This is a genomic window from Rhizobium sp. RU33A (genome assembly GCF_900156055.1).
In the GTDB taxonomy this organism is placed as follows: domain Bacteria; phylum Pseudomonadota; class Alphaproteobacteria; order Rhizobiales; family Rhizobiaceae; genus Allorhizobium.
In genome coordinates this window covers 50884-77496 of sequence record NZ_FTMQ01000005.1, presented here as the reverse complement: position 1 = coordinate 77496, position 26613 = coordinate 50884, and the positions used below count along the sequence as shown (strand labels likewise).

The 26613-nt window shown below is 57.8% G+C and carries 26 protein-coding genes; 12 read left to right on the top strand and 14 right to left on the bottom strand.

Annotated features, from left to right (window positions below):
* Positions 1–181 precede the first annotated feature (181 nt).
* Positions 182–463, top strand: a complete 282-nt coding sequence (locus BW978_RS17825; RefSeq protein ID WP_076397183.1) for a DUF2249 domain-containing protein — start codon at positions 182–184, stop codon at positions 461–463.
* Between the two features lie 87 nt (positions 464–550).
* A complete protein-coding gene (locus BW978_RS17820) occupies positions 551–1075 on the top strand; it encodes a DUF2249 domain-containing protein (protein ID WP_069041052.1) in 525 nt (174 codons plus the stop codon).
* Here the strand turns inward: BW978_RS17820 and BW978_RS17815 are convergent.
* Positions 1039–2355, bottom strand: a complete 1317-nt coding sequence (locus BW978_RS17815; protein WP_139330590.1) for an NnrS family protein — start codon at positions 2353–2355, stop codon at positions 1039–1041. The genes BW978_RS17820 and BW978_RS17815 overlap by 37 nt on opposite strands.
* Positions 2356–2510: 155 nt before the next feature.
* Between BW978_RS17815 and nirK the strand changes: the two genes are divergently transcribed.
* The 4 genes from nirK to BW978_RS17795 all read left to right on the top strand — a co-directional run bounded on the left by nirK (position 2511) and on the right by BW978_RS17795 (position 5958).
* Positions 2511–3650, top strand: coding sequence for a copper-containing nitrite reductase (gene nirK, locus BW978_RS17810; RefSeq protein ID WP_069041054.1), 1140 nt, complete (start codon positions 2511–2513; stop codon positions 3648–3650).
* 69 nt (positions 3651–3719) lie between these two features.
* Entirely contained in the window at positions 3720–4616 is an 897-nt protein-coding gene (locus BW978_RS17805; RefSeq protein ID WP_076397387.1) for an SUMF1/EgtB/PvdO family nonheme iron enzyme, read from the top strand.
* Positions 4617–4712: 96 nt separating this feature from the next.
* Positions 4713–5414, top strand: coding sequence for a Crp/Fnr family transcriptional regulator (locus BW978_RS17800; RefSeq protein WP_076397181.1), 702 nt, complete (start codon positions 4713–4715; stop codon positions 5412–5414).
* Positions 5415–5511: 97 nt separating this feature from the next.
* Positions 5512–5958, top strand: coding sequence for a pseudoazurin (locus BW978_RS17795; RefSeq protein WP_076397180.1), 447 nt, complete (start codon positions 5512–5514; stop codon positions 5956–5958).
* Positions 5959–6054: 96 nt separating this feature from the next.
* Here BW978_RS17795 and BW978_RS17790 read toward each other — a convergent pair whose 3' ends face one another.
* The 10 genes from BW978_RS17790 to BW978_RS17745 form a co-directional block, all read right to left on the bottom strand.
* On the bottom strand, positions 6055–6765 hold the full coding sequence (locus tag BW978_RS17790; protein WP_076397179.1) for a NapC/NirT family cytochrome c: 711 nt from the start codon (positions 6763–6765) through the stop codon (positions 6055–6057).
* Between the two features lie 2 nt (positions 6766–6767).
* Positions 6768–7259 (bottom strand): nitrate reductase cytochrome c-type subunit, encoded by a 492-nt coding sequence (locus BW978_RS17785; protein ID WP_076397178.1) that lies wholly within the window; start codon positions 7257–7259, stop codon positions 6768–6770.
* Positions 7229–9733: a periplasmic nitrate reductase subunit alpha gene (napA, locus tag BW978_RS17780; RefSeq protein WP_076397177.1), complete on the bottom strand. Its 2505-nt coding sequence runs from the start codon at positions 9731–9733 to the stop codon at positions 7229–7231. Before napA ends, BW978_RS17785 begins: the two co-directional genes overlap by 31 nt.
* Complete coding sequence (locus tag BW978_RS17775; protein WP_076397176.1) at positions 9708–10001, bottom strand: chaperone NapD; 294 nt, start codon at positions 9999–10001, stop codon at positions 9708–9710. The genes napA and BW978_RS17775 overlap by 26 nt, the downstream gene beginning before the upstream one ends.
* A complete protein-coding gene (locus tag BW978_RS17770; RefSeq protein ID WP_076397175.1) occupies positions 9982–10479 on the bottom strand; it encodes a ferredoxin-type protein NapF in 498 nt (165 codons plus the stop codon). The genes BW978_RS17775 and BW978_RS17770 overlap by 20 nt, the downstream gene beginning before the upstream one ends.
* A gap of 14 nt (positions 10480–10493) precedes the next feature.
* Positions 10494–10688, bottom strand: a complete 195-nt coding sequence (gene napE, locus BW978_RS17765) for a periplasmic nitrate reductase, NapE protein (RefSeq protein ID WP_280173600.1) — start codon at positions 10686–10688, stop codon at positions 10494–10496.
* 192 nt (positions 10689–10880) lie between these two features.
* Positions 10881–11516, bottom strand: coding sequence for a helix-turn-helix domain-containing protein (locus BW978_RS17760; protein WP_083697629.1), 636 nt, complete (start codon positions 11514–11516; stop codon positions 10881–10883).
* A gap of 67 nt (positions 11517–11583) precedes the next feature.
* Entirely contained in the window at positions 11584–11886 is a 303-nt protein-coding gene (locus BW978_RS17755) for a hypothetical protein (protein ID WP_139330589.1), read from the bottom strand.
* A gap of 157 nt (positions 11887–12043) precedes the next feature.
* A complete protein-coding gene (gene fixJ, locus BW978_RS17750; protein WP_076397173.1) occupies positions 12044–12655 on the bottom strand; it encodes a response regulator FixJ in 612 nt (203 codons plus the stop codon).
* On the bottom strand, positions 12645–14123 hold the full coding sequence (locus tag BW978_RS17745; RefSeq protein ID WP_244551997.1) for a PAS domain S-box protein: 1479 nt from the start codon (positions 14121–14123) through the stop codon (positions 12645–12647). Before BW978_RS17745 ends, fixJ begins: the two co-directional genes overlap by 11 nt.
* Before the next feature lie 471 nt (positions 14124–14594).
* On the opposite strand from BW978_RS17745, the gene rnk reads away from it, so the two are divergent.
* From rnk to BW978_RS17720, 5 genes are all read left to right on the top strand, one after another.
* Positions 14595–15014: a nucleoside diphosphate kinase regulator gene (gene rnk, locus BW978_RS17740; protein ID WP_112241146.1), complete on the top strand. Its 420-nt coding sequence runs from the start codon at positions 14595–14597 to the stop codon at positions 15012–15014.
* A 140-nt stretch (positions 15015–15154) separates the two neighbouring features.
* Positions 15155–15694: a GreA/GreB family elongation factor gene (locus BW978_RS17735; protein WP_076397171.1), complete on the top strand. Its 540-nt coding sequence runs from the start codon at positions 15155–15157 to the stop codon at positions 15692–15694.
* Between the two features lie 68 nt (positions 15695–15762).
* Positions 15763–16425 carry a DMT family transporter gene (locus tag BW978_RS17730; RefSeq protein WP_244551996.1) on the top strand — a complete coding sequence of 221 codons (663 nt, stop codon included), beginning with the start codon at positions 15763–15765 and terminating at the stop codon, positions 16423–16425.
* Positions 16388–16633, top strand: a complete 246-nt coding sequence (locus tag BW978_RS17725; RefSeq protein WP_076397170.1) for a diguanylate cyclase — start codon at positions 16388–16390, stop codon at positions 16631–16633. Before BW978_RS17730 ends, BW978_RS17725 begins: the two co-directional genes overlap by 38 nt.
* 224 nt (positions 16634–16857) lie before the next feature.
* Positions 16858–19044 (top strand): putative bifunctional diguanylate cyclase/phosphodiesterase, encoded by a 2187-nt coding sequence (locus BW978_RS17720; protein ID WP_076397169.1) that lies wholly within the window; start codon positions 16858–16860, stop codon positions 19042–19044.
* Positions 19045–19229: 185 nt separating this feature from the next.
* On the opposite strand, the gene BW978_RS17715 is transcribed toward BW978_RS17720, so the two are convergent.
* Entirely contained in the window at positions 19230–21890 is a 2661-nt protein-coding gene (locus BW978_RS17715) for a bifunctional diguanylate cyclase/phosphodiesterase (RefSeq protein WP_076397168.1), read from the bottom strand.
* 395 nt (positions 21891–22285) lie between these two features.
* Between BW978_RS17715 and BW978_RS17710 the strand changes: the two genes are divergently transcribed.
* The gene (locus BW978_RS17710) at positions 22286–23398 is read left to right on the top strand and encodes a cache domain-containing protein (RefSeq protein ID WP_076397167.1); all 1113 of its coding nucleotides are present in this window, start codon (positions 22286–22288) and stop codon (positions 23396–23398) included.
* On the opposite strand, the gene BW978_RS17705 is transcribed toward BW978_RS17710, so the two are convergent.
* Both BW978_RS17705 and BW978_RS17700 read right to left on the bottom strand, forming a co-directional pair.
* Positions 23393–25363, bottom strand: a complete 1971-nt coding sequence (locus tag BW978_RS17705; RefSeq protein WP_076397166.1) for a glycosyltransferase — start codon at positions 25361–25363, stop codon at positions 23393–23395. The genes BW978_RS17710 and BW978_RS17705 overlap by 6 nt on opposite strands.
* Before the next feature lie 2 nt (positions 25364–25365).
* On the bottom strand, positions 25366–26559 hold the full coding sequence (locus BW978_RS17700) for an HlyD family secretion protein (RefSeq protein ID WP_076397165.1): 1194 nt from the start codon (positions 26557–26559) through the stop codon (positions 25366–25368).
* Positions 26560–26613: the final 54 nt, after the last annotated feature.

Below are 26613 nucleotides of genomic sequence, written 5' to 3'. Positions count from 1 at the left end.
GGTTTCATGCCGCAACGATAGCCGCTCGCCGAAGGACTTCGTTGTCGAAAGGCAAAGAGGACAGGCTTTCGGGGATTTGCTTGTCACAGCACAACGATGCCTAGGCGCGGGTGTTTCAGTATCCTGTGGTGCAGCCGAGCTGCATGCGACCCCGCAAACCCGCATCGAAGAAAGCCAGCGAATGACTGTTGTAGACGATCATATTCTCAAGCTCGACGTGCGCGAAATTCCGCGCGTGGAAAGGCATCCTCGTATATTCGGAATGTTGAATTCGCTGCTTCCGGATTATCAGTTGATCTTGACCGTCGATCATGATCCGGTTCCGCTCTACTACCATCTCGAGATGCATTATGATGGGGTGTTCGGGTGGGAATACCTTTCCCGCGGTCCGGAGATATGGGAAGTCCGCATTCGCCGGAAGAAACACGAAGGCTGCAGCTGCAACTGCGGTGGTGGTCATTGAACTGCATGGGAGCGACCTGTCGACAGCGGCCGCTCCCATGCACATTCATCGTGATCGGACAGGTGAAGTCGAAAATTGGGAGGTCACGTGTCGACAACAGCCAACTTCAAAGAACTCGACGTGCGGCCCATCCTTCGTGACGGAGGTGAGCCATTTCCTGCGATCATGCATGCGGTTCAGTCGTTGAAGCCAGGGGAAGGTTTGCGCCTGCTTGCAACCTTTCGCCCGATGCCGCTGTTGAGCGTCATGGCGCGCCGCGGCTATTCGGCCGAACTCAAGGAGTTGGATGGTGGCGAGTGGGAGGTTCTGTTCATCCCGGCGCCAGACATTTCTGCAGAAATTCTCCATTCGATCGGTGCAGAGGAAGCGGCGGCCTGGCCCGATCCATTGTGGCGGCTCGACCTGACAGAACAACAGCCACCGGCTCCCATGGAAAAAGTTCTCTCGCTGATCGAGCTCATGGAGCCGGGCGAAGTGCTCTTCGCGGTATTTTCTGAGGAATCGCGCTTTCTCGGCGCGGAGCTGGAAAAACGCGGTCACCAATGGGTCGGCAATCTCGATACGTCAAAGCGTGCCTATCGCATGTTGATCCGCGTGGGCGGTGAAGGTTGACGACCGGCTTGCCGCTGAACTTGGCAAAGTAGACCAGCATTGTCGGCGAGAAAGAAGACAAAGGCGGCAATCCAGAACAGTCCAGACGCAGACATCAACGGCGCATAGTATCCGGGAATGAAATCGGCTGTTATGCGCAAGCTTGCCGCGATGAGCAGGCATGGAACGGACAGCCGCTGGCACCAGGAGAATTTCTCATGTCGACCGGTATGAAGCCGGATCGAACGCATCATGATTGAAAGCATCATTCCCGTCACGGCACCGATGGCCAGAAGATGAATTGCAGCGAGCGGGCCAAGCATGCCGAGCGCTGTTGCTGCAATCCCCAACAGCCCGATAGCCAAAAAGCCGTAAGACACCTGCATCGCTGCGATCATGGACGATCGCAGAATGATTGGCCTGAACCATTGTGCTGCGCGCACGAGGTGTAAGCTGGCTGCGACAAGGGCCATGATGGCGGTGAGTGGGCCAAACGGTTCAAAGGTCCAGATCATCGCTGCAAGGATAGTGGCGATCAGGACAAAACGATCAATCATGCGACTGGTAGGCGCGAGGCGTGACCTGCCTGCCTGGGCAAGCCAGTTGTTTGTAAAGCTCGGGATGAGCTTGCTCGCGGTCGCCGTGATCAACAGGATATAGACGGAAAGGCCTGCCCGCGCCCAGACCCCCACATCCCCTCCGTCCATGGCAACGATGTGGAACCCGCCATTGATCAGGGCGAGACACGTGAGGCAAAGGATGGGCTTCGCATCCGCAATTCGCTTGGTGACCCAGACTTCTCTCACGCAGAAATAGGCGAAGAGTGGAAGGAAGATCCAGTCGATCAGGAGGGTAATGAGGGCCGATGTATCTGCGATCAACAGCATGGAAATGCGACCCGCGATCCAGATAAAGGCAAGTCCCGCAAGCGGGCGACCGGACAGGGGAAAGCGACCGGTCCAGTTTGGAACTGTTGTCATCAAGTATCCGACGAGGACCGCTGGCATGAAGCCGAACAGCAATTCATGCGCATGCCAGGCGGATTGGCCGTAGACTTGCGCCACCTCAAGCCAGCCGTTCATCGCGCAAATCCAGATTGTGATGGTCGCGATGGCCCATAGAGGCGCCCCGAGATAAAAAGGCCGGAACCCATAGGACAGCAGGACGAGGCCGTCGCGCCTCAGGCCCCGCGGGATCCCGCCACTCGTCGGTCTTTCCTTATCCTTCATAAAAACAGCTCTCCAAAATACTTGATCGTTCCTGCGCACTGATTTCCAAGCAAAGTAATTGATCTCGATCAAAGGGCGCCGACAATTCTATTGTTGGGTAGGCGGCTCAATGACGCACTCTCCCTCATGAGTTCTTTGTTCTGGAACAAATAAAACTGGGCGCCATCAAGTAAAACAGTCTCAACAGTTCGGGCGAAACGCTCACTGCACGACAAGGAGAGAAGATTATGACCCAGAGCCTGAATTTGACCAGAAGAACAATGCTTGCGGGGGCTGTCTTTGCAAGCGCGCTTATCCCAGTTCTGACAGGGACTGTGGCACGCGCCGAAGGTGGCGACATTAAAACGAATGCCGCCGCCGTTGCAGGTGACATCGCCAAGCTGGAGCGGGTGAAGGTCGATCTCGTCGCACCTCCCTTCGTCCATGCACATAGCCAAAAGGCCGAAGGCGCGCCCAAGGTCGTTGAGTTCACGCTCACCATCGAGGAAAAGAAGATCGTCGTTGACGATGCAGGCACCGAGGTCCATGCGATGACCTTCAACGGCTCGGTCCCCGGTCCGATGATGGTCGTCCATGAGGGTGACTATGTCGAGGTAACGCTTATCAACCCCGATACTAACAGCCTTCAGCACAATATCGACTTCCATTCGGCAACTGGTGCGCTAGGCGGCGGTGCTCTGACCCTGGTTAATCCGGGCGAAACAGCCGTCTTGCGCTTCAAGGCTACCAAGGCCGGGGTCTTCGTCTACCATTGCGCACCTCCCGGAATGGTGCCGTGGCATGTGACCGCCGGTATGAATGGCGCGATCACGGTCTTGCCGCGCGATGGCCTGAAAGACCACAAGGGCAATGATCTGCCTTATGACAAGGTATATTATGTCGGCGAGCAGGACTTCTATGTCCCCAAGGATGCCGACGGCAATTACAAGAAATACGAGAGTGCCGGCGACGCTTATTCGGATGTGCTCGAAGTCATGAACACGCTGACCCCGAGCCACATCGTCTTCAATGGTGCGGTCGGAGCTCTGACAGGCGACAATGCGATGACGGCAGAAGTCGGCGACCGGGTCTTGATCCTGCATTCGCAGGCCAATCGTGACACCCGTCCGCACCTGATCGGTGGCCATGGCGACTATGTCTGGGCAACCGGCAAGTTCGCCAACCCGCCAGAGCTCGACCAGGAAACCTGGTTTATCCCTGGTGGTGCTGCGGGTGCTGCCTACTACACCTTCCAGCAACCGGGCATTTACGCCTATGTCAACCACAACCTGATCGAAGCCTTCGAAAAGGGTGCAGCCGCTCACTTCAAGGTCACCGGCGACTGGAATGACGATCTGATGACCGCCGTGGTCAAGCCGGAAAGCTGATCCTTGCGAATGCACGGGGTGCTCAATGAGCACCCCGTGGACGTCCTCTCAAACTCGTTGGAAATCGCCATGTCCGGCGCCGTTCTCACTCCCAGGCAGCCCAATTCGGTCGGCTCGGTGCTGCTGCCGCTTCTGCTCGTCAGCGCTCTGTCTACCGCCGTCGCGTTTCAATCGGGCATCGTGCAGATGAGTGGTGGCGCCGATCTGCCACCACCTCAAACTATTTCGGTGGCGGCGGGACGTTTCGCCTACCGTCAACCTGGCGAGTTTTACCGCGCCGGATACGCCGTCGATGGGCCGAAGGCAGAATACGTGATGACGGCTCCTCTCACGATTATGAAGTATCAGGTCAGCACCCAGGACTACGATGCCTGCGTGGCCGATAGAGCCTGCCCGGCTCGGGAATCGGTCACTCCATCGCGCTCTGACATGCCGGTAACCGGCGTCAGCCACGACGACGCGACAATGTTTGCCCGGTGGTTTTCGAAAAAGAGTGGTGGAATCTGGCGACTGCCAAGTGACGTGGAATTGGCCTTTGCCGCTGGTCAGAAGTTTCCGGATGACGCCCTCGGTATCGACCCGGACAATCGCAACCCGGCATTGCGTTGGCTCGCCGACTATGAGCGCGAGGCGGCTCGCAAGAGATCCAAGGAACCGGCACCGCTTGCCCATGGAAGCTTCGGCGAGAACGAGCATGGGCTTGCCGATTTTGCCGGCAACATCTGGGAGTGGACAACGACCTGCAATCGGCGTGTCGACCTCGTCAACGGAGGGCAGCCGGTCACAACCGAAGCCTGCGGCGTCTACATCACCGCTGGCAAACACAGATCGCCATTAAGCTCGTTTATCCGAGACCCGAAAAGCGGAGGCTGCTCTGTCGGAGTTCCCCCTGACCATGTCGGTTTCCGGCTGGTCGAAGATCGTCGCTGGTACGCTCCTTTGCTCTTTTCGATCGGTGCCTTGTGAGGTAGGCTGCCCCTCGAATGGACACTCGCCATAATGGCCACTATTGGGCTCTTCGAGCCTTGAGAATGTGGGCTGGTGGCGGGAGAGGGATATATTTTGAAACTTGATCGGACGATCATCAAGTCTTTGTCATTGTTCGACAAGATGACCGATGACGAGTTGGACGCGCTACTTGTTCCCGCTCAGACGAAGCGACTGCCGATCGGCGAGTCCGTGTTCGAGCAAGGCCAGCCTGCCGCCTATTTCTTTCTCCTCCTGCATGGCCGCCTAAAGGTCACCCAGGTCACCAGCGCCGGTCAACAGATCATCGTGCGCGTGGTGCATCCCGGTGACCTGTTCGGCTTCGCCAAGGCGCTGCAGCGGCAAGACTATCCGGGAACAGCTCTTGCTGCTGCCGAAAGCATAGTTCTGTCCTGGCCCACAGAGATGTGGCCGAAATTCGTGGAGCGAAATCCAAGGCTCGCTGTCAGTGCGATGGAGACGATCGGACAAAGGCTCGAGGAAGCCCATGTCCGCATTCGCGAAATGTCGACGCAAGAAGTCGAAAAGAGAGTAGCACATACCGTATTACGGCTGGCACAGAAGGCTGGTCGCCCAGAGGCTAAAGGGATACGGATCGATTTTCCAATCTCTAGGCAGGATATTGCCGAGATGACCGGAACGACAATTCATACGGTCTCGCGCATATTCAGTTCCTGGGAGAGCAAGGGCCTGATCGAAGGTGGTCGGCAGAAACTCCTTGTGCGCGATATGGCGGAATTGGCATCGCTGGCGGATTCTCTCCCAGAACGTCGCTAACTGGATGAAGCGTTCTCTTACTTGATATTGCGCAAAGAAGGCTCGTCCATCCTGGCCTATCTCTTTTGCAACGGAACGAGGTGTTCTGTCTAAGGAGATGAAAATGAAACTGCGTAGTGTAACCATGGCAGCCGTTCTCTTGCTTTCGGCCCCGGCCCTCTCAATCGCTGCCGATTTCGAAGTCAAGATGCTGAACAAGGGCGCCGAAGGTGCCATGGTCTTTGAACCGGCCGGTCTGAAGATTGCCCCCGGCGACACCGTCACCTTCGTCGCCACCGACAAGAGCCACAATGCCGAAGCCATCAAGGGCATGATTCCGGACGGTGCGGCAGAGTTCAAGGGCAAGATGAACGAGACGATCAAGGTGACCTTTGACGTTCCCGGTCTCTATGGCGTGAAATGCGCGCCGCATGTTGGCATGGGCATGGTTGCCGCCATCCTCGTCGGTGATGCGCCCGCTGCCAATCTCGATGCTTTCAACGCCGCAAAGCTGCCGAAGAAGGCGCGCGAGCGGATTGATGCAGCCGTCGCTTCGGCCCAGTAGATTTGCCCACTCGTTCATATTGCTTGGTCGACGCCGCCAGGGTGCTAACCCCGGTGGCGTCGCCATTTTTGCCGCGATAGTCGGCCGTGGCAGGGATCAGATCCCGCCATCAACCAGCAGGCCGCTATGCGCTCGGTCGATGGCATTGCGTAGCTCGTCGACCGGAGATGCGGTGGGAAGCTCTTCGCCTTCCAGTTCTTCCGGCATCCGCCACCCGGGATCAATTCCCTGCATGTTCGGGAGTTCGTGGGCGATGCCCTTGTGGCAATCAATGCACGTCGCCTTGCCGTTCAGGAGATAACGCGTATGGATCTCAGCTGCACGTTCCGTCTGTTTCGACAGGTCCATGGCAACCGAAGAGTGGCAGTTTCTGCACTCAAGACTGTCATTGGCTTTCAGTCTCGCCCATTCGTGCTGCGCCAGCCGCAATCTCTCATCGAGGAATTTCTGACGTGTATTGATCGTGCCAAAGATCGTGCCCCAGACTTCCTTGGAAGCCTGCATCTTTCGGGCAATCTTGTCCGTCCATTCGTGGGGTACATGACAGTCCGGACAGGATGCCCTGACACCGGAGCGGTTGGAGAAATGGACGGTCCTCGTCATCTCCTCATACACGTTGGTCTTCATTTCGTGACAACTGACACAGAACTCTTCCGTATTCGTGAGTTCAAGCGCCGTGTTGAACGCGCCCCAGAACATCACACCGCCGACAAAGCCGCCCAGCGTCAGGAAGGCAAGGCTGAGCGTTGCCGCTGGCGTCGCCAGAACGCGCCATATCCATGCAAACAGGTTGCGGAGCCTCTGCATCGCTAGTGCTCCTCGCCCATCAGCTTGACCCCCATGTCGCTCATGTCGCGGAAGGTGTTGCCCACCAGCGGGTTGATCTCCGCCTGCGGTACGTGACAGGCTGTGCAGAAATATCGTCTCGGCGAGACGTCTGCCAGCATCTGCCCTTCACGCGTGATGTAGTGGGTTACGCTGATCATCGGCGCACCGGACCCCTCCGTGAACTCGCGCTTATGGCAGGAGAGACATCGGTTGGTGTTCACCGACAGCTGGTAGCCATCGATCGAGTGAGGAATGACCGGAGGCTGGTCCGGATAGGCGCGCATCTTGCGCACGTCATCCACATTCCATTTCGGCAGGGGCTTTGCGGCAACGCTATCCATCTGTTGGGGCGGGCCGGACAATTGCGGAACCGATTGTGCGACTACGCCGCCACCGATGAGACAGGCTGCCAACAGGGCAACAATACCAAGTCGGCCTCTTATCAGGCCACGGGAACGATCTTGACTGCGCATTTTTTGAAATCCGTTTGTTTGGAGATCGGATCGGTGGCGTCAAGCGTCACCTTGTTGATCAACTGGCTGGCATCGAACCATGGAACGAAGATCACGCCGGGTGGCATGCGGTTGCGGCCGCGGGTCTCGACACGTGTCCGCATCTCGCCGCGACGCGATACGATGGTGATCTCTGCCCCCTGATTGATCCCGCGTTTTCGTGCGTCGTCGGCGTTCATGAAGCAGCGGGCGCCGGGGAAGGCCTTGTAGAGCTCAGGCACTCTCATTGTCATCGAACCGGAATGCCAGTGCTCCAGCACGCGGCCTGTTACCAGCCAGAAATCATATTCCTCATCCGGCGATTCGGCCGGCGGTTCATAGGGCACAGCCAGAATGACCGCCCGACCATCGGGTTTGCCGTAAAAACGCACCCCTTCGCCGGGCTTGACATAGGGGTCATAGCCCTCTCGGTAGCGCCACTTGGTTTCCTTGCCATCGACGACCGGCCAACGAAGGCCCCGTTCCTGATGATAGACGTCGTAGGGCGCCAGATCATGGCCATGTCCGCGCCCGAACTCCGCATACTCCTCGAAGAGGCCCTTCTGGAGATAAAAGCCAAATGCTTCGGCTTCGCGATTGGCATAGTCGGCGTCCACCTCGGAGAGGGGGTATCGGTCCACCTTGCCATTGGCGAACAGCACCTCGAAAAGTGTCTTGCCGCGGTAATCAGGGTTCTGCGCCAAGATCTCCTCGGTCCAGACTTCATCCGTCGTGAAGCGTTTGGAAAACTCCACCAGCTGCCACAGGTCCGAGCGCGCTTCGCCCGGCGCATTGACCAATTGATGCCAGACATGTGTTCGACGTTCTGCATTGCCATAGGCTCCTTCCTTCTCGACCCACATGGCGGCCGGCAGAATGAGGTCGGCAGACATGGCGGTGATGGTCGGATAGGCATCGGAAACCACAATGAAGTTGTCCGGGTTCCTGTAGCCGAGATAGGTCTCGTTGCGGGTATTGGGAGCCGCCTGAACGTTGTTGTTGACCTGAACCCAGTAGAAGTTCAGCTTGCCGTCCTTCAGCATCCTGTCCTGTTCTACGGCATGGTATCCCGGTTTGTCTGGAAGTAGACCGTCCGGTAGTTTCCAGATTTCCTCGGCATGATGCCGGTGCTCCGGGTTGGTTACCACCATGTCTGCCGGCAGGCGATGCGCGAAGGTGCCGACTTCGCGCGCTGTTCCACAGGCCGATGGTTGGCCTGTCAGAGAGAAGGGGCCGTTGCCGGGCTCAGAGATCTTTCCCGTCAGCAGATGCAGATTGTAGATCATGTGGTTTGCCCAGACACCGCGCGTGTGCTGGTTGAAACCCATGGTCCAAAGAGACATGACCTTGGTGTCGGGGTTGGCATAGAGTTCGGCGAGTTGCTCCAGAAAGCCGGGATCGGACCCAGTCAGCTCGGCGACTTTTTCCAAGGTGTAATCTGCGACAAAGGCCTTGAAACTGTCGAAGTCTATCGGCTCCATCTTGGTCGGATCACCGGCGTTCTTCGCCTTCATCTCCAGCGGATCGTCGGCGCGAAGACCATAACCGATATCGTCCACCCCCTTCATGAAGGTCGTATGCGCGCGGACAAAGTCCTCGTTCACCCGACCGGTCGAGATGATATGATTGGCGATATAGTTCAGGATCGCCAGATCCGTGCTCGGCTTGAAGATGATCGGAACGTCGGCAAGATCCATGCTGCGATGGGTGAAGGTCGAGAGCACTGCGACTTTCACATGCTCGTGGCCCAGGCGCCGGTCTGCAAGGCGTGTCCAGAGGATCGGATGCATCTCCGCCATGTTGGAGCCCCAGAGCACGAAGGCATCGGCGTGCTCGAAATCGTCGTAGCAGCCCATGGGTTCATCCATGCCAAAGGTGCGCATGAAGGCGTAAGCCGCGGATGCCATGCAATGGCGGGCATTGGGGTCGAGGTTGTTGGACCGGAAGCCGGCACGCATCAGCTTGGTCGCGGCATAGCCTTCGAAAATCGTCCACTGGCCGGAACCGAACATGCCGACCGCTGTCGGTCCCTTTTCCCGCAGAACCTTCTTGCACTGCGCGGCCATGATGTCGAAAGCTTCGTCCCAGCTTATCGGTTCGAACTCACCGTCCTTGGCATATTGCCCGCCACGCTTGCGCAGGAGCGGTGTGCTCAGGCGATCCTCGCCATACATGATCTTTGAGAGGAAATAGCCCTTTATGCAGTTGAGGCCGCGGTTTACCTCGGCTTGCATGTCACCGTGTGTGGCGACGACCTGCCCTTCCTTGACGCCGACCATGACGCCACAGCCGGTGCCGCAGAACCGACAGGGCGCCTTGGACCATTTGATCTCAAGTGCTTCCACGCCACCGGGAACGGTCTGCGCATGGGCCGGCAAGCTGATGCCAGCGGTGGCTGCGGCAATCGCGGCAGCATGGGCCTTGAGCAGACTACGCCGCGTCAGGTCTGTGTCCATTGATTAAACCCTCCTCCAAATTCTCTGCATGCTCAAAAACCATGTTGGCGGCCATGACGTCTGGAAGGCCTGAAATGGCGGCCAGTGTCGCGCCCATTTCGCCGCTGGACCTGCCTTCGATCACGATGATGATCTTGCCGCGATCTGCGGCATGCACTTCGACGTTCGGGATCTCTGACAATGCTGCAAGGACACCATTTGCTTTTGCCGGTGAGGTCAGGACGACGGCGCTGGAAACATGGAAGCGTTCAGGGTTGCGCGTCGACATGCGAGCCACTCCTCACCGATAGGGAAATTGCGTCCGTTGGGCAGTGGCTGATGCAGGCGCCGCAGCCCGTACAGTCGTCGTCCACAATCTGCGGATGCCATGGTCCGCCGGCGCGTGGACGAAAAAGGATTGCGTCGCTCGGACAATGGTCACGGCATGACTGACAGTCGACACTGTTGAGCGCCAGACAGTGCGACTGCACCTGTGCCATGTGGGGGAAGGAGAGGTCGGCGTCGAAGAAGACATCCGCCTGCGGACAGCTCTCGTGACATTTGCCGCAGAAATCGCATCCGCTGGCTGAGAAATCGAGCGCCGGTATGCCGGACTGGATCGAGATGATCGACTGCGGACAGTGATCAACGCATGCCCTGCATTGCTCGCAGATCTCTGAGACGGGACGGGAGAGACCCGGTGGGAGGATGCGGAACTCTTCCCTGATCTGTCCGCGAAGGAGGGCTCGTCGCGAAAGTAAGGTCACTATGGCCTCCTCCCTCAAGCTGGAGGACCGGGCGGACCGGCGATGATCTGATACATCCAGACCATGAAGCCGAAACCTCCGACAGCCGCTACCGCAAGGATCGGCCAGATCCCGAAAGCGAGGATGAAAAAGGTCGTTAATTCGGATCGACGCCGCATGCGGCGGTCGGAGGCAGACGGTGTGGTGGTGTTTTCGGTGCTGTGACGCACGGGCGTTCCTCCTCTTCCTCACGGCGGATGGTAAGGGAGATCACAGACCTGTCAATCAAAGTGATATTTCGTGATATCGCAATGGTTGTGTAAGCCGTCGGGCGCCTCGGTGTCGCCGGAGGCAACAAGCCAATGAAAAGTATTGAAAAAAGCCGTGCTCAAAGTCTCCAATCGTCCAATCGTTTGCCCCGCTCAATTGCTCAGCATGCGCAGCTTTTCCGGCTTTACGATCTCGATGCAGCGTGCATTGCGAAGCGTGATGATGCCCATCTCCCGCAGTTTCGAAATCGTGCGCGAGACCGTTTCGATGGTGAGGCCGAGATAATCGCCGATGTCGATACGGCTCATGGGCAGGTCGATTAAGTCAGTGCCACCTTGGCGATCAGCCAGATCGACCAGGAAAACGGCGATCTTCTCGAGGGAACTCTGACGGCCGACGACCAGCAGGTGCTCCTGGGCGCGGATCATTGCCTTCAAGGCAACACCAACCAGACGCTCGTTGAGCAGGCCGCCCGCCGTGCGTTCGACAGTGGTCAGACCGGTATTCACCATGGCCTCGGCATAGAAACCGTGGGTTTCGTTGATCTCGAAACCGAAGGTCTCGCCGACGAGATGAAAGGCGACGATCTGCCTGCGACCATCAGCGAGAAGACGGTAAATGCGCACCGCCCCGTATTCGATCTGGTAGAGCGATCGCGTGCGCTCGCCCTGCGCATAGATCACGCAGTCAGGCGCATGAAAGGTTACCGGCCTGATATGCGATTGGCTGCGTGCACGCGGCGGGGAAGAGAGGTGCGAATTCAGTGTGATGGAAGCGGCGGTTTGCATTGGCATGTCCCCGTTGGTTGCAGGGATCATGTTGGATGAGAGGTTTTGCCGCTATTGAGTTCTTCCACTACGGGGTCTTACGTAGGGCTGATACGGCATTGGCAATATCAGGCCCGTTAAGGGGCTTTGAAAGCACGCAGATGCCTTGAGGGTTTCCACCCCCATAGTCCTTATCATCCTCCGCCAGGACGACGAGCTTCATGCCGTGGTTGGCCAGGCTGAGGCCAGCCGTCAGATCGGCGGCTGGCAGGCACGTGTCGAGAATGACGCAATCCGCACGACTGATCGCCTCAGCTGCCATGGTCCAGTCGTTGAATTGCTGCACCGCCTGGCCATGCGTTTTAAGGGCAAAGCTGATCGACCGCAGCAAGGCTGGGTCTTTGACAACAGCAACAATGGCAGAAAGCGTGGACAATGGGATCCCAGAAGCTCGGTCGTGATCTTTCACCAAGCTTTCAGATCGCATCCTCGCCGACGCGCCACCTTGTCATGGATCAAGCGTTACGTCGGATTGCGCGACATATTGGCTAGACGCTGACGGTCAGCGACATGCGCACCAGCTCTGGCAGACTGCGTGCTCTCATCTTCGTCATGACATTCGCTCGATGGACTTCGACAGTTCGCGGGCTGATCTCGAGATTGAACGCGATAGCCTTGTTCGGTTGGCCGGCCACGACCGCCGCCAGAATTTGACGCTCCCTTTCGCTCAGGCTGCCAATGCGCAAGCGGATGTCATCGACGCTCAGCGTGCCCGCCGACGAATCAGCCAGTTTCTCGGCCGCCCGCCGCACCGCCTCGATGATGACCGACTCTTCAAACGGCTTCTCGATGAAATCTACAGCACCCGCCTTCATCGCTTCGACGGCCATGGGAATGTCGCCATGCCCTGTCACGATTATCGACGGTATGGGGGGAGAAATGCTCGAGATCTTGCGCACCAGATCAAGCCCGCTCATGTCCGGCATTCGCATGTCCGTGATCAGGATCGCATTGCGAAGGCTCGAGGCGATTTCCGAAAAGGCGGTTGCGGACACATGAAGCCTCACGCCGAAGCCGTTCACCGTGAGCATGAAGCCCAGTGATTTGCGAAGGGCCTCTTCGTCGTCAACGATATGGACGGTGAAGTCATCAGGCTGCATTCTGATCCTCGTCGTGCTGGATAAGGGTGAAACAGAAGGAGGCACCGCCGAGTTCACTCTTGGAGACGGTCATTTCTCCGCCATGGGCTTCGACGATCCGCCTGGAAATGGACAATCCGATCCCCATGCCTCCAGCCTTTGTCGTCGTGAACGGCTTGAAGATATCCTCGGCGATTTCCGGAGAAATTCCGGGACCGGAATCCTCGACCGTCACCGTCAAAAGTCCCATCTTGTCGGAACAGACGCTGACTCGGATTTCCTTTTTCTCGGTCTGCTTCATCGCCTCGATCGCATTGCGCATGAGGTTGGTCAGCACCTGCTGGATTTGGATTCGGTCGACGAAGACCTGATCGTTGTCCGAGGTGAAATCGAACACGGTGCGCACGCCCTTTTCCCGCGAGCCGACGAGAGCGAGCGCTCCGGCCTCTTCAACGAGTTGACGCAGGCTCTCCGTGCGCTTTTCCGTCTCGCCTTTGGTGACGAACTCGCGAAGGTGTCGAATGATCTGCCCGGCGCGAATGCTCTGTTCGCCCGCTTCTCGTAAGGCATCGCGGACCTGGATATCGCGATCGTCAACCGCATTCTCAAGCAGACGCGCGCAGCCGTGGACATAGTTGGCAATTGCCGACAATGGCTGGTTCAACTCATGCGCCAGCGTCGAGGCCATCTCTCCCATCTCGTTCAATCGGCCGAGCCTTGCGAGCTCGGTCTGGATCTCCTGCAGGCGGGCGGCGGATTCTTCTCGCTCCGTGAGGTCGCGAACGAACCCGGTGAAGAACCGCTTTCCGCCCCGTTTGATCTCGCCGACCGCAAGCTTCATCGGAAAGGTGGAGCCATCCTTGCGCTGGCCGACCACGACGCGGTCGACGCCGATGATCCTCTTTTCGCCCGTTGCCATGTAGCGACGCATGTAGCCATCGTGCTCGACGCGGTAGGGCTGAGGCATCAGCAGCTTCAGGTTCTGCCCGATGGCTTCGGCTTCCGAATAGCCAAACTGGCGGACGGCTGCGGAGTTGAACGAGATGATTAATCCGTTGTCGTCGCTGACGATGGTGGCATCGAGAACCGTGTCGAGGATGGATGCCATCCGGGCGTCGCGATCATCCAGCGCTTCCCTGAGCTCTGCCAGGGTCTCCCGCTCCTGGTCTCTTCGTTTGGCAAACCAGACGATCAACGTCGCCAGGACGGCAAGCGCGACTGCTTGGGCAATCACGATTTCCGAGCCGGATGAATGCACGTTGAGAAGCCAAAGGGCGAGGCCGAAGACAGCTGCGAGCAAAGCCGGACCCGCGCCCCCGATCAGCGCTGTGGCGATGACTGGGATCGGCACAAGCAGGCATAGCGCTTGCGAAGCGGCGCCGCCCATGAGGAGCGGCACGCCGACGACCGCGACCGTTCCGAGAACCGCAACGATATAACCCCAGGAATTGGGGAGCAATCGTCTTTCATTTCGTTGCGTCTCGGCCATTTTGCCCCTGATTTCACACCCAATCAGCCAAAACAATGCAGACGGTGCAATGATCCGCGCCGATTCCGCTCGATTCGACATAGCGACATGGGAAGCTAGCCCTTGTGTCCAATTGATAGAAGTCAAAAAGCTCCGAGGTCGAGTTTGTCTCCACAGATGGTCTGTTTCCACGGCATCAGATAGCCCGCGCTGTCATGCCGTCGGGAGGTGAGCCGGCCTTGCTTGACTTCCGTGTCCGAGCCGGCCATCTTTCGATCATGTTGATCGAACGCTTCCATAGCATCCGCACACGGATGTGCCTCATCGCAGGCATCTGACCCCCGGCCTAATCGCGTCGCGATACGGTCGTGGGGCATGGGTAGCGTCCCCGCGAGGGAGCAACGGGCTACGAAGCGACATTCAATCCCAGTTCTTAGTTTCAGAGCGGTGCGCCGGATGCGCGACCGCGCGTCTTATACAGGAGGCCTGACGATGGCTCTCGAAAAGAAACGGCAGCGCAAGCCGGCAATCATCCTCACCCGGACCGATCATGAAAGGCTCTACCGCCTCGCGGAGGCCCATGCCGGACGGAACCCCGATGTTTCCGAAGAGCTTCTCATCGAGCTCGACCGTGCGCGTATCGTTCAGGACACCAAGATCGGCGCCAATGTCGCACGTATGGGATCCAGGATCCGCTTCACCAGCGATCTCGGGGAAGACCGCAGCGTCACGCTGGTCTTCCCGGCTGAAGCGGATATTGCGGCGAACAAGATCTCCATCCTGACACCGATCGGTGCGGCCCTGATTGGTCTTTCGACTGGTCAGTCCATCGATTGGGTGGCACGGGATGGGCGTTCGCACCGCCTCCATGTCGAAGAGGTGGCATCTCCTGAAATGGTCGATCCGGCATGATGTTGCCAGTCGTTTCCCGCCTCGCGACCCGGGGAGGTTGTCTCATCGCAGGATAGGCTCCCCTGCGCGATCTTCGCGCAGGGGTATCTCCCGCTCATGTCGATGGACGCGCTGGCGACGGCGCGATGGAGAACTGCGAAATGTCGAACGACACTTACATTCTGACTACAAAGGATTTCACCATACTCGAAGCCTTGTGCGACAACTGGCAGGGCCGCAATGATCGGCTCGTCGCGCTTTGCAGGCGCAAGATCCAAAAGGCCATCGTCGTGTTCCGCGACGATCTTCCGGGGGATGTCGCCAGCATCAACAGCCGTGTGCGCTTTCGCGCCCATGCCGGCGAGAGCGATATCCGCGTGATCTCGACCGGCCAGGCAACTGGCCCGGTCGGCCTGTTCCTGCCTATCACGACACTGCGTGGCCTCGCTCTGCTCGGACTTCGCGCAAGCCAGAAGATCGAGTTTGAAAATTCGAATGGTCTCGTAGAGACCGTGTTGCTGGAAGCAGTGGAATACCAGCCCGAGGCATCGCGGCGAGAACGGCAGATGATGGGTCAGGAGGCGGTCACGAGCCTGCAGAGACCGCACTTGCGTCTCGTGTCGGGCGGCATGGATGGGCGTCACGGTCAGCTTGCCGGTGCTTGCGACGGTCCCGACGATCCGGGTCCTTCGGCGGCTTGACTCCTATTCCATCACTCTGTCGGACGCTTGCTCTTCCCGGGTACGCGTCCGACCTGAAAGAACCGAACATGCAAAAAATCGCACAGTTTCAACATTCCGATTTCATCCAGGGGCTCCTCTGGATGGCCCTTGGTATGATCTCATTCGTTGGAATGTCCGTCGGATCGCGAGAGCTCGCCAGTACGCTGTCGATCGAACAGGTGCTTTTCTTCCGCGCGCTAATCGGACTTTGTGTCATCGTCGTCTTTGGCCGGATGCTGCTGCCGGAATTGCGTCATGCGAAGCTCTTCAAACTGCATCTTGCGCGCAACCTCGTGCATTTCATGGCCCAGTATCTTTGGACGATTGGCGTCGTCATGCTGCCGCTCGCTTCCGTGTTCGCCCTGGAATTTACCATGCCGATCTGGGTTGCCCTGTTTGCCTTCTTGTTTCTGCGCGAGAAGATGACGAGGCCAAGGATCTTCGCAACGATCAGCGGCTTCATCGGCGTGCTTGTAATCATCCGTCCCGGTATCGCGATGGTCGACCCGGCTGCGGGTCTCGTCCTGATCGCCGCCGCCGGTTACGGGCTCTCCCTGATTTTCGTCAAAAGGCTGACGCGCGACGTCTCACCAGCTGCGATCGTGGTCTGGATGATCGTCATCCAGCTGCCTCTCGGCCTTGTGGCTTCGCTGACCGACTGGCGGCCGGTGCATGTCGCGGATATCCCCGACCGCGGCCAGACGGTCTAGCGACATCACGGCGAGGTTTGGCGGCGAGGAGTTTGCCGTTCTCCTGCCCGATACCGACGGCGACACGGCGATCGCGATTGCTCAGAAGATCAGAACATCGATCCGTGACCTCGGCATGCTGCACGAAGGCAGCGAGCATGAGATCGTGACAGCCACCCTGGGTGCCACCGGCTTTACCCGCGAAACCGCTGTAAGCAACGCTGCTTAGCTTGTGGGGCGTGCAGATCTTGCGCTCTACCAGGCGAAGGGCGCTGGGCGTGATCGTGTTGGATTGCAGAGGCTGAATGATGAGCGTCCAAGAAAGGCCGCGCAGCCGCGCTGATCAGACTGTCCCTGACAATGTGCTACTGTATGTGAATTCTTATCTAGCCGATTTTCAAGAAATTAAGCGGTTCGGAATACAAAGAGGGACCTCATTCCGCGAGTTTCTCCATGAACCGAATGTTCCGCCAAAAACCCTTTTTAACCGTTGTGCTGCCGCTTATCGTCGCCACGCTCACAACCGGGCTGTTGTTCGGCGCTTTATTGCTCTCTACCCTAAAGTCAGATGAAGCCGCGATTCAGCGTCAGCGGGATCTTTTGAGCTTGGTTATAGACAAGCTTGAAGATGAAGTGGCCCACAATCAAGAAAGCGCAACGGTCTGGGACGACGCAGTCACACATGTGCAGCAGCGTAACCAGGACTGGATGTCGTCAAACCTTGGCGAATGGATGCATACCTACTTCCGCCATGATGCTGCACTCATCCTCGACAATCAAGGCGGCCTTGTCTACGAGTTCATCGCTGAACCATCTAAAACTGCTTCCGGCGTAACCATCGCAAATGTGGCAGCGCCCCTGGTTTCGAAGCTTCAGCAAAGACTTGTTGCCGGGGAAGTGGCCTCTGGCACCACCATTTTGTCCGTTGGCGAAAGTGATCTGCTCGACCTTGATGGGCGGGCTGCGATTGTCAGCGTCAAACCGATCGTTTCTGATAGCGGAGAAATCGAGCAGGAGCCGGGCACTGAGAATCTCCATGTTGCCGTCCGCTATCTGGATGGAGTGCTTCTTTCGGAACTGGCTACCGACTATCAGTTCGAAAACCTTGCCTTCGTTCGCACTCCGGCAGTCGCTGCCGACGTTTCCAACGTCTCTGTGCGGTCTGGATCCGGGCAGACGATCGGCTATTTCCAGTGGCAACCCTTCACCCCAGGAGCCAGCGTCATCCAGGCTGTATATCCAGTCGTTCTTCTCGTAGGCGTTTCGGCCTTCCTTCTGATGAGTTTCCTCGGGCGTGCGATATGGCGCAGGTCTCGCAGCCTTGCGGCGAGCCAGCGAGAGCTGAGGCAACTTGCCATGCATGATCCACTTACAGGACTTTCAAACCGGACGACTTTCTATCGCACCCTTGTGCAGCGCCTCGAACGCGCCGACACCGAAAACGGCGTTGCGGTCATGTTTGTGGATCTCGATCACTTCAAGGAGGTCAACGACACCTTCGGCCACCCGGTGGGAGACGCACTCATCAAGGAGGTTGCGAACCGCTTGCTGGAAATCGCACCATCGGCGCTTGTGTCTCGCTTGGGTGGCGATGAGTTCACAATCCTTCAAGATGTAGACGATCTTGTCGAAGTCGAATTACTCGCCGGGCGGATCATCGAAAAACTGCGTCTCCCGTCCCAAATCGAGGGCAATCTAATTACGGTTGGAGCGAGCATCGGCATTTCGCTTGCAGTACCGGGATTGGAAGCGACTGAGATGACAAGACGCGCCGATATCGCGTTGTATCATGCCAAGGCTGCTGGTCGGAATAAGTTCGCAGTCTTTGGCAGTCACATGGAAGAAGTGCTCAGGCGTCGACGGATGCTGGAAACCGATCTGGCGATCGCACTCGAAACCGGGACGCAACTCGGCGTTCATTTTCAACCCGTTTACGCAGCAATGGACGGACGAATGTCGTCCATGGAAGCCCTTTGTCGGTGGATGCATCCAACGTTTGGCGCAATATCGCCTGATGTTTTTGTGCCAATTGCAGAGGAATGCGGTTTGATACAGAAACTCGGACTTTACGTTCTGGAAGAAGCCTGCAGTCTGCTGGCCGACGTTCCCGACTGCGATGTTGGAATTTCTGTCAATGCGTCGGCGATCGAACTCATGGCGCCTGGTTACGCGCTGCGTGTCCTGACAATGCTGTCGAAGTTCAGCCTTGATCCATCACGCCTCGAGATCGAGATTACTGAGAGGGTCGCGACAGATACGGAAGACAAGGCCGCGGCTGCCATTAGATCATTGCGGGAAGCGGGCGTCAGATTCGCCATCGATGACTTCGGAATGGGGACTTCCTCGTTCGGGCAGCTCCTCAATCTGAACGTGGATCGCATCAAGATAGACAAAATGTTCGTTGACCAGCTTCATGAAAATGGCGGTGCGCCGCTGGTCGAAGCCATCGTGCAGATGGCGCGGCACAAAGGGCTGAAGACCACCGCGGAAGGTGTCGAGACGGCCGATCAACGAGAAATACTCGCATCGCTTGGCTGTGACAGTCTTCAGGGCTTCGAGCTGTCAAAGCCGCTGAACCGGATCGACACGAAAAAGTTGATGTCTAAGCATGAGAGTGGATCGCGTGAGGCTTTTGGTTGATCGTGCGAACGAGTGATCTTTTCGGCAAACGCAGTACCTGCACGCTTGTTGTGTGAGCCTTTGAATTGCCTGCTCAAAGAGACGGGTGCAAGTTTTGATTCCTTTCACAACGGGGATGACAGGAGCAGAGCGCGGATCGGCTGCACATAGAGCGTTCGCTCCAATAACGGTTCTTGGGTGCGAGCCTATTGATAAAGACGCTGCCCCCCTGGAAACCATTCGCGAGATTTGACGAAGGCAATGAAGTCGTCAGCAGCCATCGGTTTGGCGAAGGCATATCCCTGCAGCACATGGCATCCCAACTGCCGCAGCAGTTCCGCATGCGCCGCTGTTTCGACCCCCTCGGCGACCGTTTCGATATCGCGGACCTTGCCGATATCGATGAGGGAACGAACGAGGCTCTGTTGTGCCGCTGACTCCAACAGCGGAAGCACCAAGCGCCGGTCGATTTTCAGTCGTTTGGGAGAAAGTTCGAGGAGACTGATTATTGAGGCGTGTCCTGTGCCGAAGTCATCGATCTCAATGTCGATGCCAAGTGCCTTGATCGCCTCGATCGCATGCATCAGCCCTACGTCTACCGCATCAAAAGAGATGGATTCCAGCAACTCGAAAGTCAGTGCGCCGGGCCGAATATTCATGGCCTTCAGTTTCTCGATAAGGCTTTCGTCCCGCAGGCGTTGACAGGAAACGTTCACCGAAACACGGGGAATGCCGAGCCCTTGGCTTTCCCAACGCATGGCTTGAAACAGAGCCTGCTCCAGTATCGTGTGATCGATCCTGGCAACAACACTGAGACGTTCTGCGACAGGCAGAAACACATCAGGGGCAATAAAGCCACGCGTTGGATGTTCCCATCGGGCAAGGGCTTCAACGCCGACGATTTCGAGCGTCTCGGCATCGAATTGCGGTTGAAAAAAAGGCCTGAATTCGCCGTTTTCGAGACCGCGCTGGATGTCGTCGCCAAGCCGTTTGACTTCCACCGTACGTTGGCGCAGGGCGCCGTTGAATACGTGGGCGCGGTTTCGGCCGCGGCGCTTGGCCTCATAAAGCGCGATATCCGCATTGACGAGCAATTGTTCTGGGGTTTCGGAGTGGTCGATGCGCGTTGCAATCCCAATGCTTGCGCCAATACGGCAATCATGGTCCTGAACGGTCGTTGGCTCGCTAATCGCTTCGATCAGCCGAGCCGAGAGCACAGGAAAGTTGGCTTCCGCCGGATCGCGACGCGACAGCAGGACGAATTCATCACCGCCAATCCGGGCGATGAAATCTTCGGTCGGCACATGGGCGCGCAGTACAGCCGCAGCCTGTTTGAGCACCTCATCACCCGCCGCGTGACCCAGGGTGTCGTTGATGTCCTTAAAGCGGTCAAGGTCGATATGCAGCAAGGTCAATGGCTGAGGATCATCGCTTGAGTTGGCCAGCGCGAGCTGTTGATCGAGATAGCGTCGATTGGGAAGACAGGTCAGGGCGTCGTGCATAGAGCGATGCTCCAGAACGAGACGGGCATCTTCAAGGGCGGCGTTTTGGGCCTCCGCTGTGAGCTTAGCTTTCAGAAGCTCGTTTTGGAGTCGCACATCTTCCGTAACATCCCAGTTCGCACCAGCGACGCGTTTAGCGCCAGAAGAAGCATGGTAGGTCATGCCATGTGCGCGGATGTGGCGAATGGTGCCATCTCGTGCGACTATCCGAAAGGCTGTAGTGTAGGGCTGTCCCGCTTCGATGGAGTTCGCAAAAACCTGTTCCGCACTTTCCAGGTCTTCGGGGTGAAGTGTGTCGCGCCAATCTTCATATCGACAGATGGCCTGCGCCGGCTCAATATCGTAGAGTTCTCGCATACGTGCGTCCCAAGACAGCTCCATTGTCTTGCAATCGTATTCCCACACGCCCACCTGCGATGCATCCATGGCCAGCTGCAGGCGATGAGAGGCAGCTTCGAGCCTGTCTTCTCGGTCTTGAAGTGCGATGATACGCCGATGCCGGTCATTCATCAGATAGCCGACCCAAAACATCGGAATGACGATGACCATGGACAAAAGCGCCAGTCCGCCTCTGAATAGGCCGAGGTCGTTTGGTGGCTGCTGCCACCCTTCCAGAGGTGACGCGGACATGGTCCACACGTCGTGACCGATCTTCATGGACATCACCACCGGCTCAAAGTCCACCGCGGTATCCGTGTTGAAGAACGTTTTGGCGCCTCCACCATCATGCGCGCGGCTGGACATCGAGACTGCGATACCGAGATCTGATTTAAAGCCGCTGTTTTCTAGAAGTTTGTCGAGATCGATGACCGCGGAAGCGATGCCAAAAAACGTGTTGTCCGGCCCGGTATAGATGGGATATCGCGCGATCACTGCGCGCCCACCCTGGACCAGTTCCACCGGGCCGGTGACAACAATTCTGCCTTGCTCTTTGACCTGCATAGCCGCGTCGCGCTGGCGTTCGTTTTTGCGGTAGTCGAGCCCTAAGCTCTTCTCATTGCCCTGGAGAGGATAAACGAGCGCAACTTTGAAATCAGGTGCGATTGCGAGGCTGCGTAGCTGGTGGTCGTCGTCCAAAACGCGGCTCGCAAGACTGGCATAACGTTCGGGGGTCATGCCCGGCTCGGTCTCGACGGTTGCGACCAGCCCCTGAACCAATTTGATATTGCCTTGAATGCGGCTTTGTAGGCGAGACCGCAGTTGGCCAAGTTGTTCTGTCGTGGCAGAGCGCAGATATTCTTCTTCAAGCTGGCGCTTCTGCCTGTCGGCGAGGAAAACGGCGATCAGCACGGCGAGCGTGGCGACGATGGCGGGGATGTAGTATCCCAGCCCTCGGAAGGAAAGTGGACCGTTCCGAGTGTTCATTGCAATCCCTTTCCCCCGCGCATCCGAGTCTGTGGCGGCACGCATAGCCCAAGAGTCGCTATGATCGGAACAATTGCAAATGTAGCTTAATATTTTCTGAGGGTAACACTTCTGTCTCGGTCTACCTACCATGCATTTCCGCAAGGTTCTTTTCGAACTTGCGCTTGCCGATGAAGCCGAGACCTTTGTGGCTGTCGCTGCCACCAACGTTGTGATCCCTCCGCCCAAGGCCGATAGGGTGGGGCGAAACGAGAATCCGCATTACAAGCCGGCCGCTCATGTCACTCCCCAGCGGGCGACCCCAAAATCAAGCACATCATCTTGCGGGGAAAAACCCGCAGTCGAAGAGGACGCTCCGTCTCTATATGCACGTGCATGGTAGAGGAGAACCGAAGATGAGCGAGTACCATGCGCATAAGCGCCTGCCCAGTCTGGCGACGATTACCATTGGGTTCGTCCTGATCAGTGCGATGGTCGGTCTCGGCACTGCCTATGTGCTCATCAGTGAGCGCGCCAGATCCTTTGAAGAAGCGAGCCTTCAAAGGGCGCTCGAAACGCGGACCCGCGGAATCCAGACGGCGATTGCGCAGGCACTCTATAGGGAATGGAACGCGTTGAGCGCGATAAGCGAGCAGGCAAGCGGGCTCCCTTTGACGGATCTTCAAGACCGGCTGAACGGAGTTTCCGGTGATGGCAGTATCGTCTCCTGGGCGGGCCTGGCCGAGCCGGATGGTACGGTGATTGCAGCCACCAATGGTCTCCTCGTTGGTCGCAATGTCGGCGAGAGGCCCTGGTTTCTTCAGGGATTGAAAGGAAAATATGCGGGTGATGTCCATGAAGCTGTGCTCCTCGCGGCGCTACTGCGGCCTCAGGACGAGCCCATGCGCTTCATCGACTTCGCGGTGCCCTTCCTGGATCAGGAGGGGGCTGTTCGGGGCGTTGTCGGTCTGCATCTCGACGTGTCCTGGATCAAACGGCTGGTCGACGAGCTTGCACATGCGTTGAACGTCGATATCGTCATCGTCGGTGCAAATGGCGAGATCTCTGCGTCGTCTGTCTCGGATCTTCCGGATCTTTCCGGGCTGGGCAGCCTGCAGCGCGCACGTTCCGGTGTGCTTGGCACCAGTCTTGAACGCTGGCCCGACGGAGGGTTGTATTTCACCCTGACGGTTCCAGAGCTCACCTATAACGATTTGCCGAAATTCGGATGGAACATCGTCGCGCGTATCGATGGTCGCGCGGCGACGGTGCCAGCACGGGAGATGTCGGACTATCTCATCGTGCGGCTCCTGGGCATGGCGACCATCCTGTTATTGCTCACAGCGCTCTACGTCGTTGCCTTCGTCAGACCCTTCGCGCGCTTGGCCGCCAATGCGATGGAGATTGCAAATGGCAAGGATACCTATCCGATGGAAAGCAACCGTACCCGGGAAATGAGCATGCTCAGCACCGCATTGGCGAGGCTGCAGGCTCACAGCCAAAGGCATGATCGGGATCCTGGCTCATAGGCGGCTGGCGCGCTTGAACACGGCATTGACGATTGCGCTAAGCTTGGTTGAGGTGATGCTCGGAACGACACCTTCGACATAGAGCCGCTTCAGCAGCAATTCATACTGTAGATCCGAAAGCTCAAGCGATAGCAGCGACCCGTCGCCCCTGGCTTCTAGCACATGCGCGGGCATATCTCCGAGATCTCGAAACTTGATCTCAAGCGGTGCGCCGGGTTTAAGCGAAAGGCCGCGAATGCGAGCCGTGCCCTGGGTCAGATCGGTCAGCCACACGCGCTTGAGGCGCCCCTCATATAAAATAATGCAGCGCTCCGGATGGTCAGCCAGATGCTGTTCGACACGCGGAAGCTCGACACATACGGCGAGTGTGACCATGAGAATGAACAGATTGTAGATGGTCCAAAATAGGATCACGGCCTTGCCTTCACCTGCATCATTGAAGGCGAAGCTGTCGTTAAAAATCCCGATGATCAGTCCAAGGACCGTCGCCAAAAACAAGACGAGGAAGGGCATCATCAGCCGCCACTGGATCACGACCTTCGTGCGATCGCCGCCCTTGGCCGTGACACTGAAGGGATGGCCTTTCGGCTTGATCAGGCCGACAATCGCAGCCCTGGTGATCGGGATCGCGCCGAGCAACTGGCTCACATCATTGACGACGGGGACGATGAGGCCTCCGGAAACGAAGTTGAGCGAGAACAGTACCCACATGTAGTAGGGCGTGAAGTAGGTAATGATATCCGGAACGTTCGCGTCGACGACGGTGATGTTGAAGAACCAGTAGAGCAGCGGAAATGTGACGGCTGCCAGACGAAACGAAAACGTGCTGAGCCAGAAGATCACGGAATCGGCCACGCTCCATCGATCACGCAGTCGCAGGCCGTTTTGACCAAAGGGTCCAAGGCGGCTACGGGCAATCTGCATGAGACCCAGGCACCATCTTGCGCGCTGCGTCACATATTCCTTCAGTCCCTCTGGGGCGAGGCCTTCGGTCAAGGCTTCGTTAAGGTAGACAGTTCTGTAGCCGGCCTCCTGGAGAACAAGCGTCAGCATGAAGTCTTCTGTGATGCTTTCCGTCGGAAAACCGCCGACCTTCTGCAACGCCTCCCACCGGACAACGGACGATGTGCCGCAGCAAAAGGCAATGCCCCAGGCATCGCGGCTTGGCTGGAGATGATCAAAGAAGAAGCGCTGTTCGTCCGGATAGGAGCGGCTGAGGCCAAGATTGTGCTGGATCGGATCGGGGTTGAAAAAATGCTGAGGTGTCTGGACCAGGCCGATTTCCGGTTTGTGAAAGAGAGCAAGCGCCCGTGGCACGAAATCCGTATGAGGAACGAAATCGGCATCAAGGACGGCAACGAAGTCGGGGTGAACTTCCTCGGCCGCGAGCAGTGAAAGAGCGTGGTTGATATTGCCGGCCTTTGAGCCCTTGTTGTCCGGCCGCTGTACGTAGCGAACGTTCTGAAGCAGGCAGAACTGCTCCAGCCACGGCCGCCTCCCATCGTCGAGCACCATGACGTCGCAATCGGGGTGGCTGCTTGACTTGGCGCCGATGATGGTTCGCTCAAGAACGGTACGGTCTTCGTTGTAGGTGGCAATCAAGATGGCGACCTTGGGGGAGGCCTCTCCCCACCAGTCACGGTGCTGATCAACCTCGAGACTGCGCGACCGGGTCCGGCTCAATATGAGAAAGGCACTGAGTGACGAGAGACCGGCTGCAGCTTCAAGGCCGAAGAAGGCCCAGCTGAACAGGCATTCCAAAGACCAGGCCGCCGGTGGCAAAGTTTCTGTTGCGCGCCAGAACAGGTAGCGGAGTGTCAGGCAACCGCTGACCAAAAACAGTAGGCTACGATGGGTGGTGCTCGTGCGATCCAGCAAGGCCGAGCTAATCAAGGCCAGGCCGAAGACGATGAGGCACAGCATGGCCGCTGACCACAATTCGCTGCCATAGAAAAAGCTTATCATGCTTAGTTCCACATCCGCCGCAGCCAGTCCAAGGGCCTCTCTTCGAAGAAGACCCGTCCGGTGCGACCGATCAGGCAGCGCAGCTCGGGTTCCTGACGCAGCGCTGGAACATCGAGGGTGACGTCGAAGCGTTCCAGATGCCGTGCGCTTGGTGCGATCGCGAGGTTCTCATAGACAGTGGATGCGCCTGAACCGGCCACCCGGGTGACCAGGCCAGGCAACAGCCGATTGCTGCCGTTCATCCGGAATTGAGCCGTGCTGCCCAGCGTAATCTGGTTGTAGACACGCTCGGTTACCGACAGAGTAACGATCGTCGACTGGCAATCGACAAGGCTGAGGAGATCCTGACCACGTTGCACGGTTTCGCCGGAAATGGCGAGATAGTCCCAGATCAGTCCGGAGACATTGGCTTGTAGAGAAGCGGAATTCAGCCGGTTGACCCGCACCTGCTCTGCCCGGATCCGCATGTCCAGGGCCGCAAGGACGGTGGCCTGAGCCGCTGCACTGGCCTGCAGCTGGTCCCTTGCTACCTCCAGTTCGGAGACGCGCTGTTCGGAATAAGGTGCATCATTGTAACCATCTCCGAGAAAGATGCCGCGTTCAGCCGCCGCCAGATTGATCCGTGCAACACGGACCGTCTCCTGCGCATTCACCAGATCCAGCTCAGCGACTTCTGCGAGAGAGCGGGATTGCTCGAGCGCCTCGCCGGTTCGGACGCCCTGATCGCTCAGCCGATTGGATCGTTCAAGGCTGAGACGCGCATATCGCAGTCGCGCTTCGGCCGCGTTTGCAGAAGCCTCTGCACCGTCGATTTGTGCCTGCAACTGCTGGATACGTTCGCGTCTGTAGTTTTGCGCTCGCGTGCCGAGTTCTTCGATCGATGCGGTAAGACCCTCGGCAGTCTTTGTTAGCCGATCCAGCTCGGCCTTGGTCACCATCCGCTGCTGCTGGAGGTCGGAAAGTCTCACATTGTCGACGAGCGGATCGGCAATCGTGCCCAGATTATCGCCGATACTGACCCTTGCCCCCAGAGGGCGCGATATCGCGTCGAACGTCCCTGAGATCGGTGCCCGCGTTGTCGTCAGGCGGGCATTGATGAATGCGTCAGCGCTGACACCTGCGGTCTGCTCTCGCACGATGATAAACAGGGCAAGGAACAAGATGACCAGCCCTGCAACGATCTTGACCGACCTCATACTCAACCCTCACTCGCATGCTGTTGTCTCATGGGGTTAACTAGCAGCAGGGGC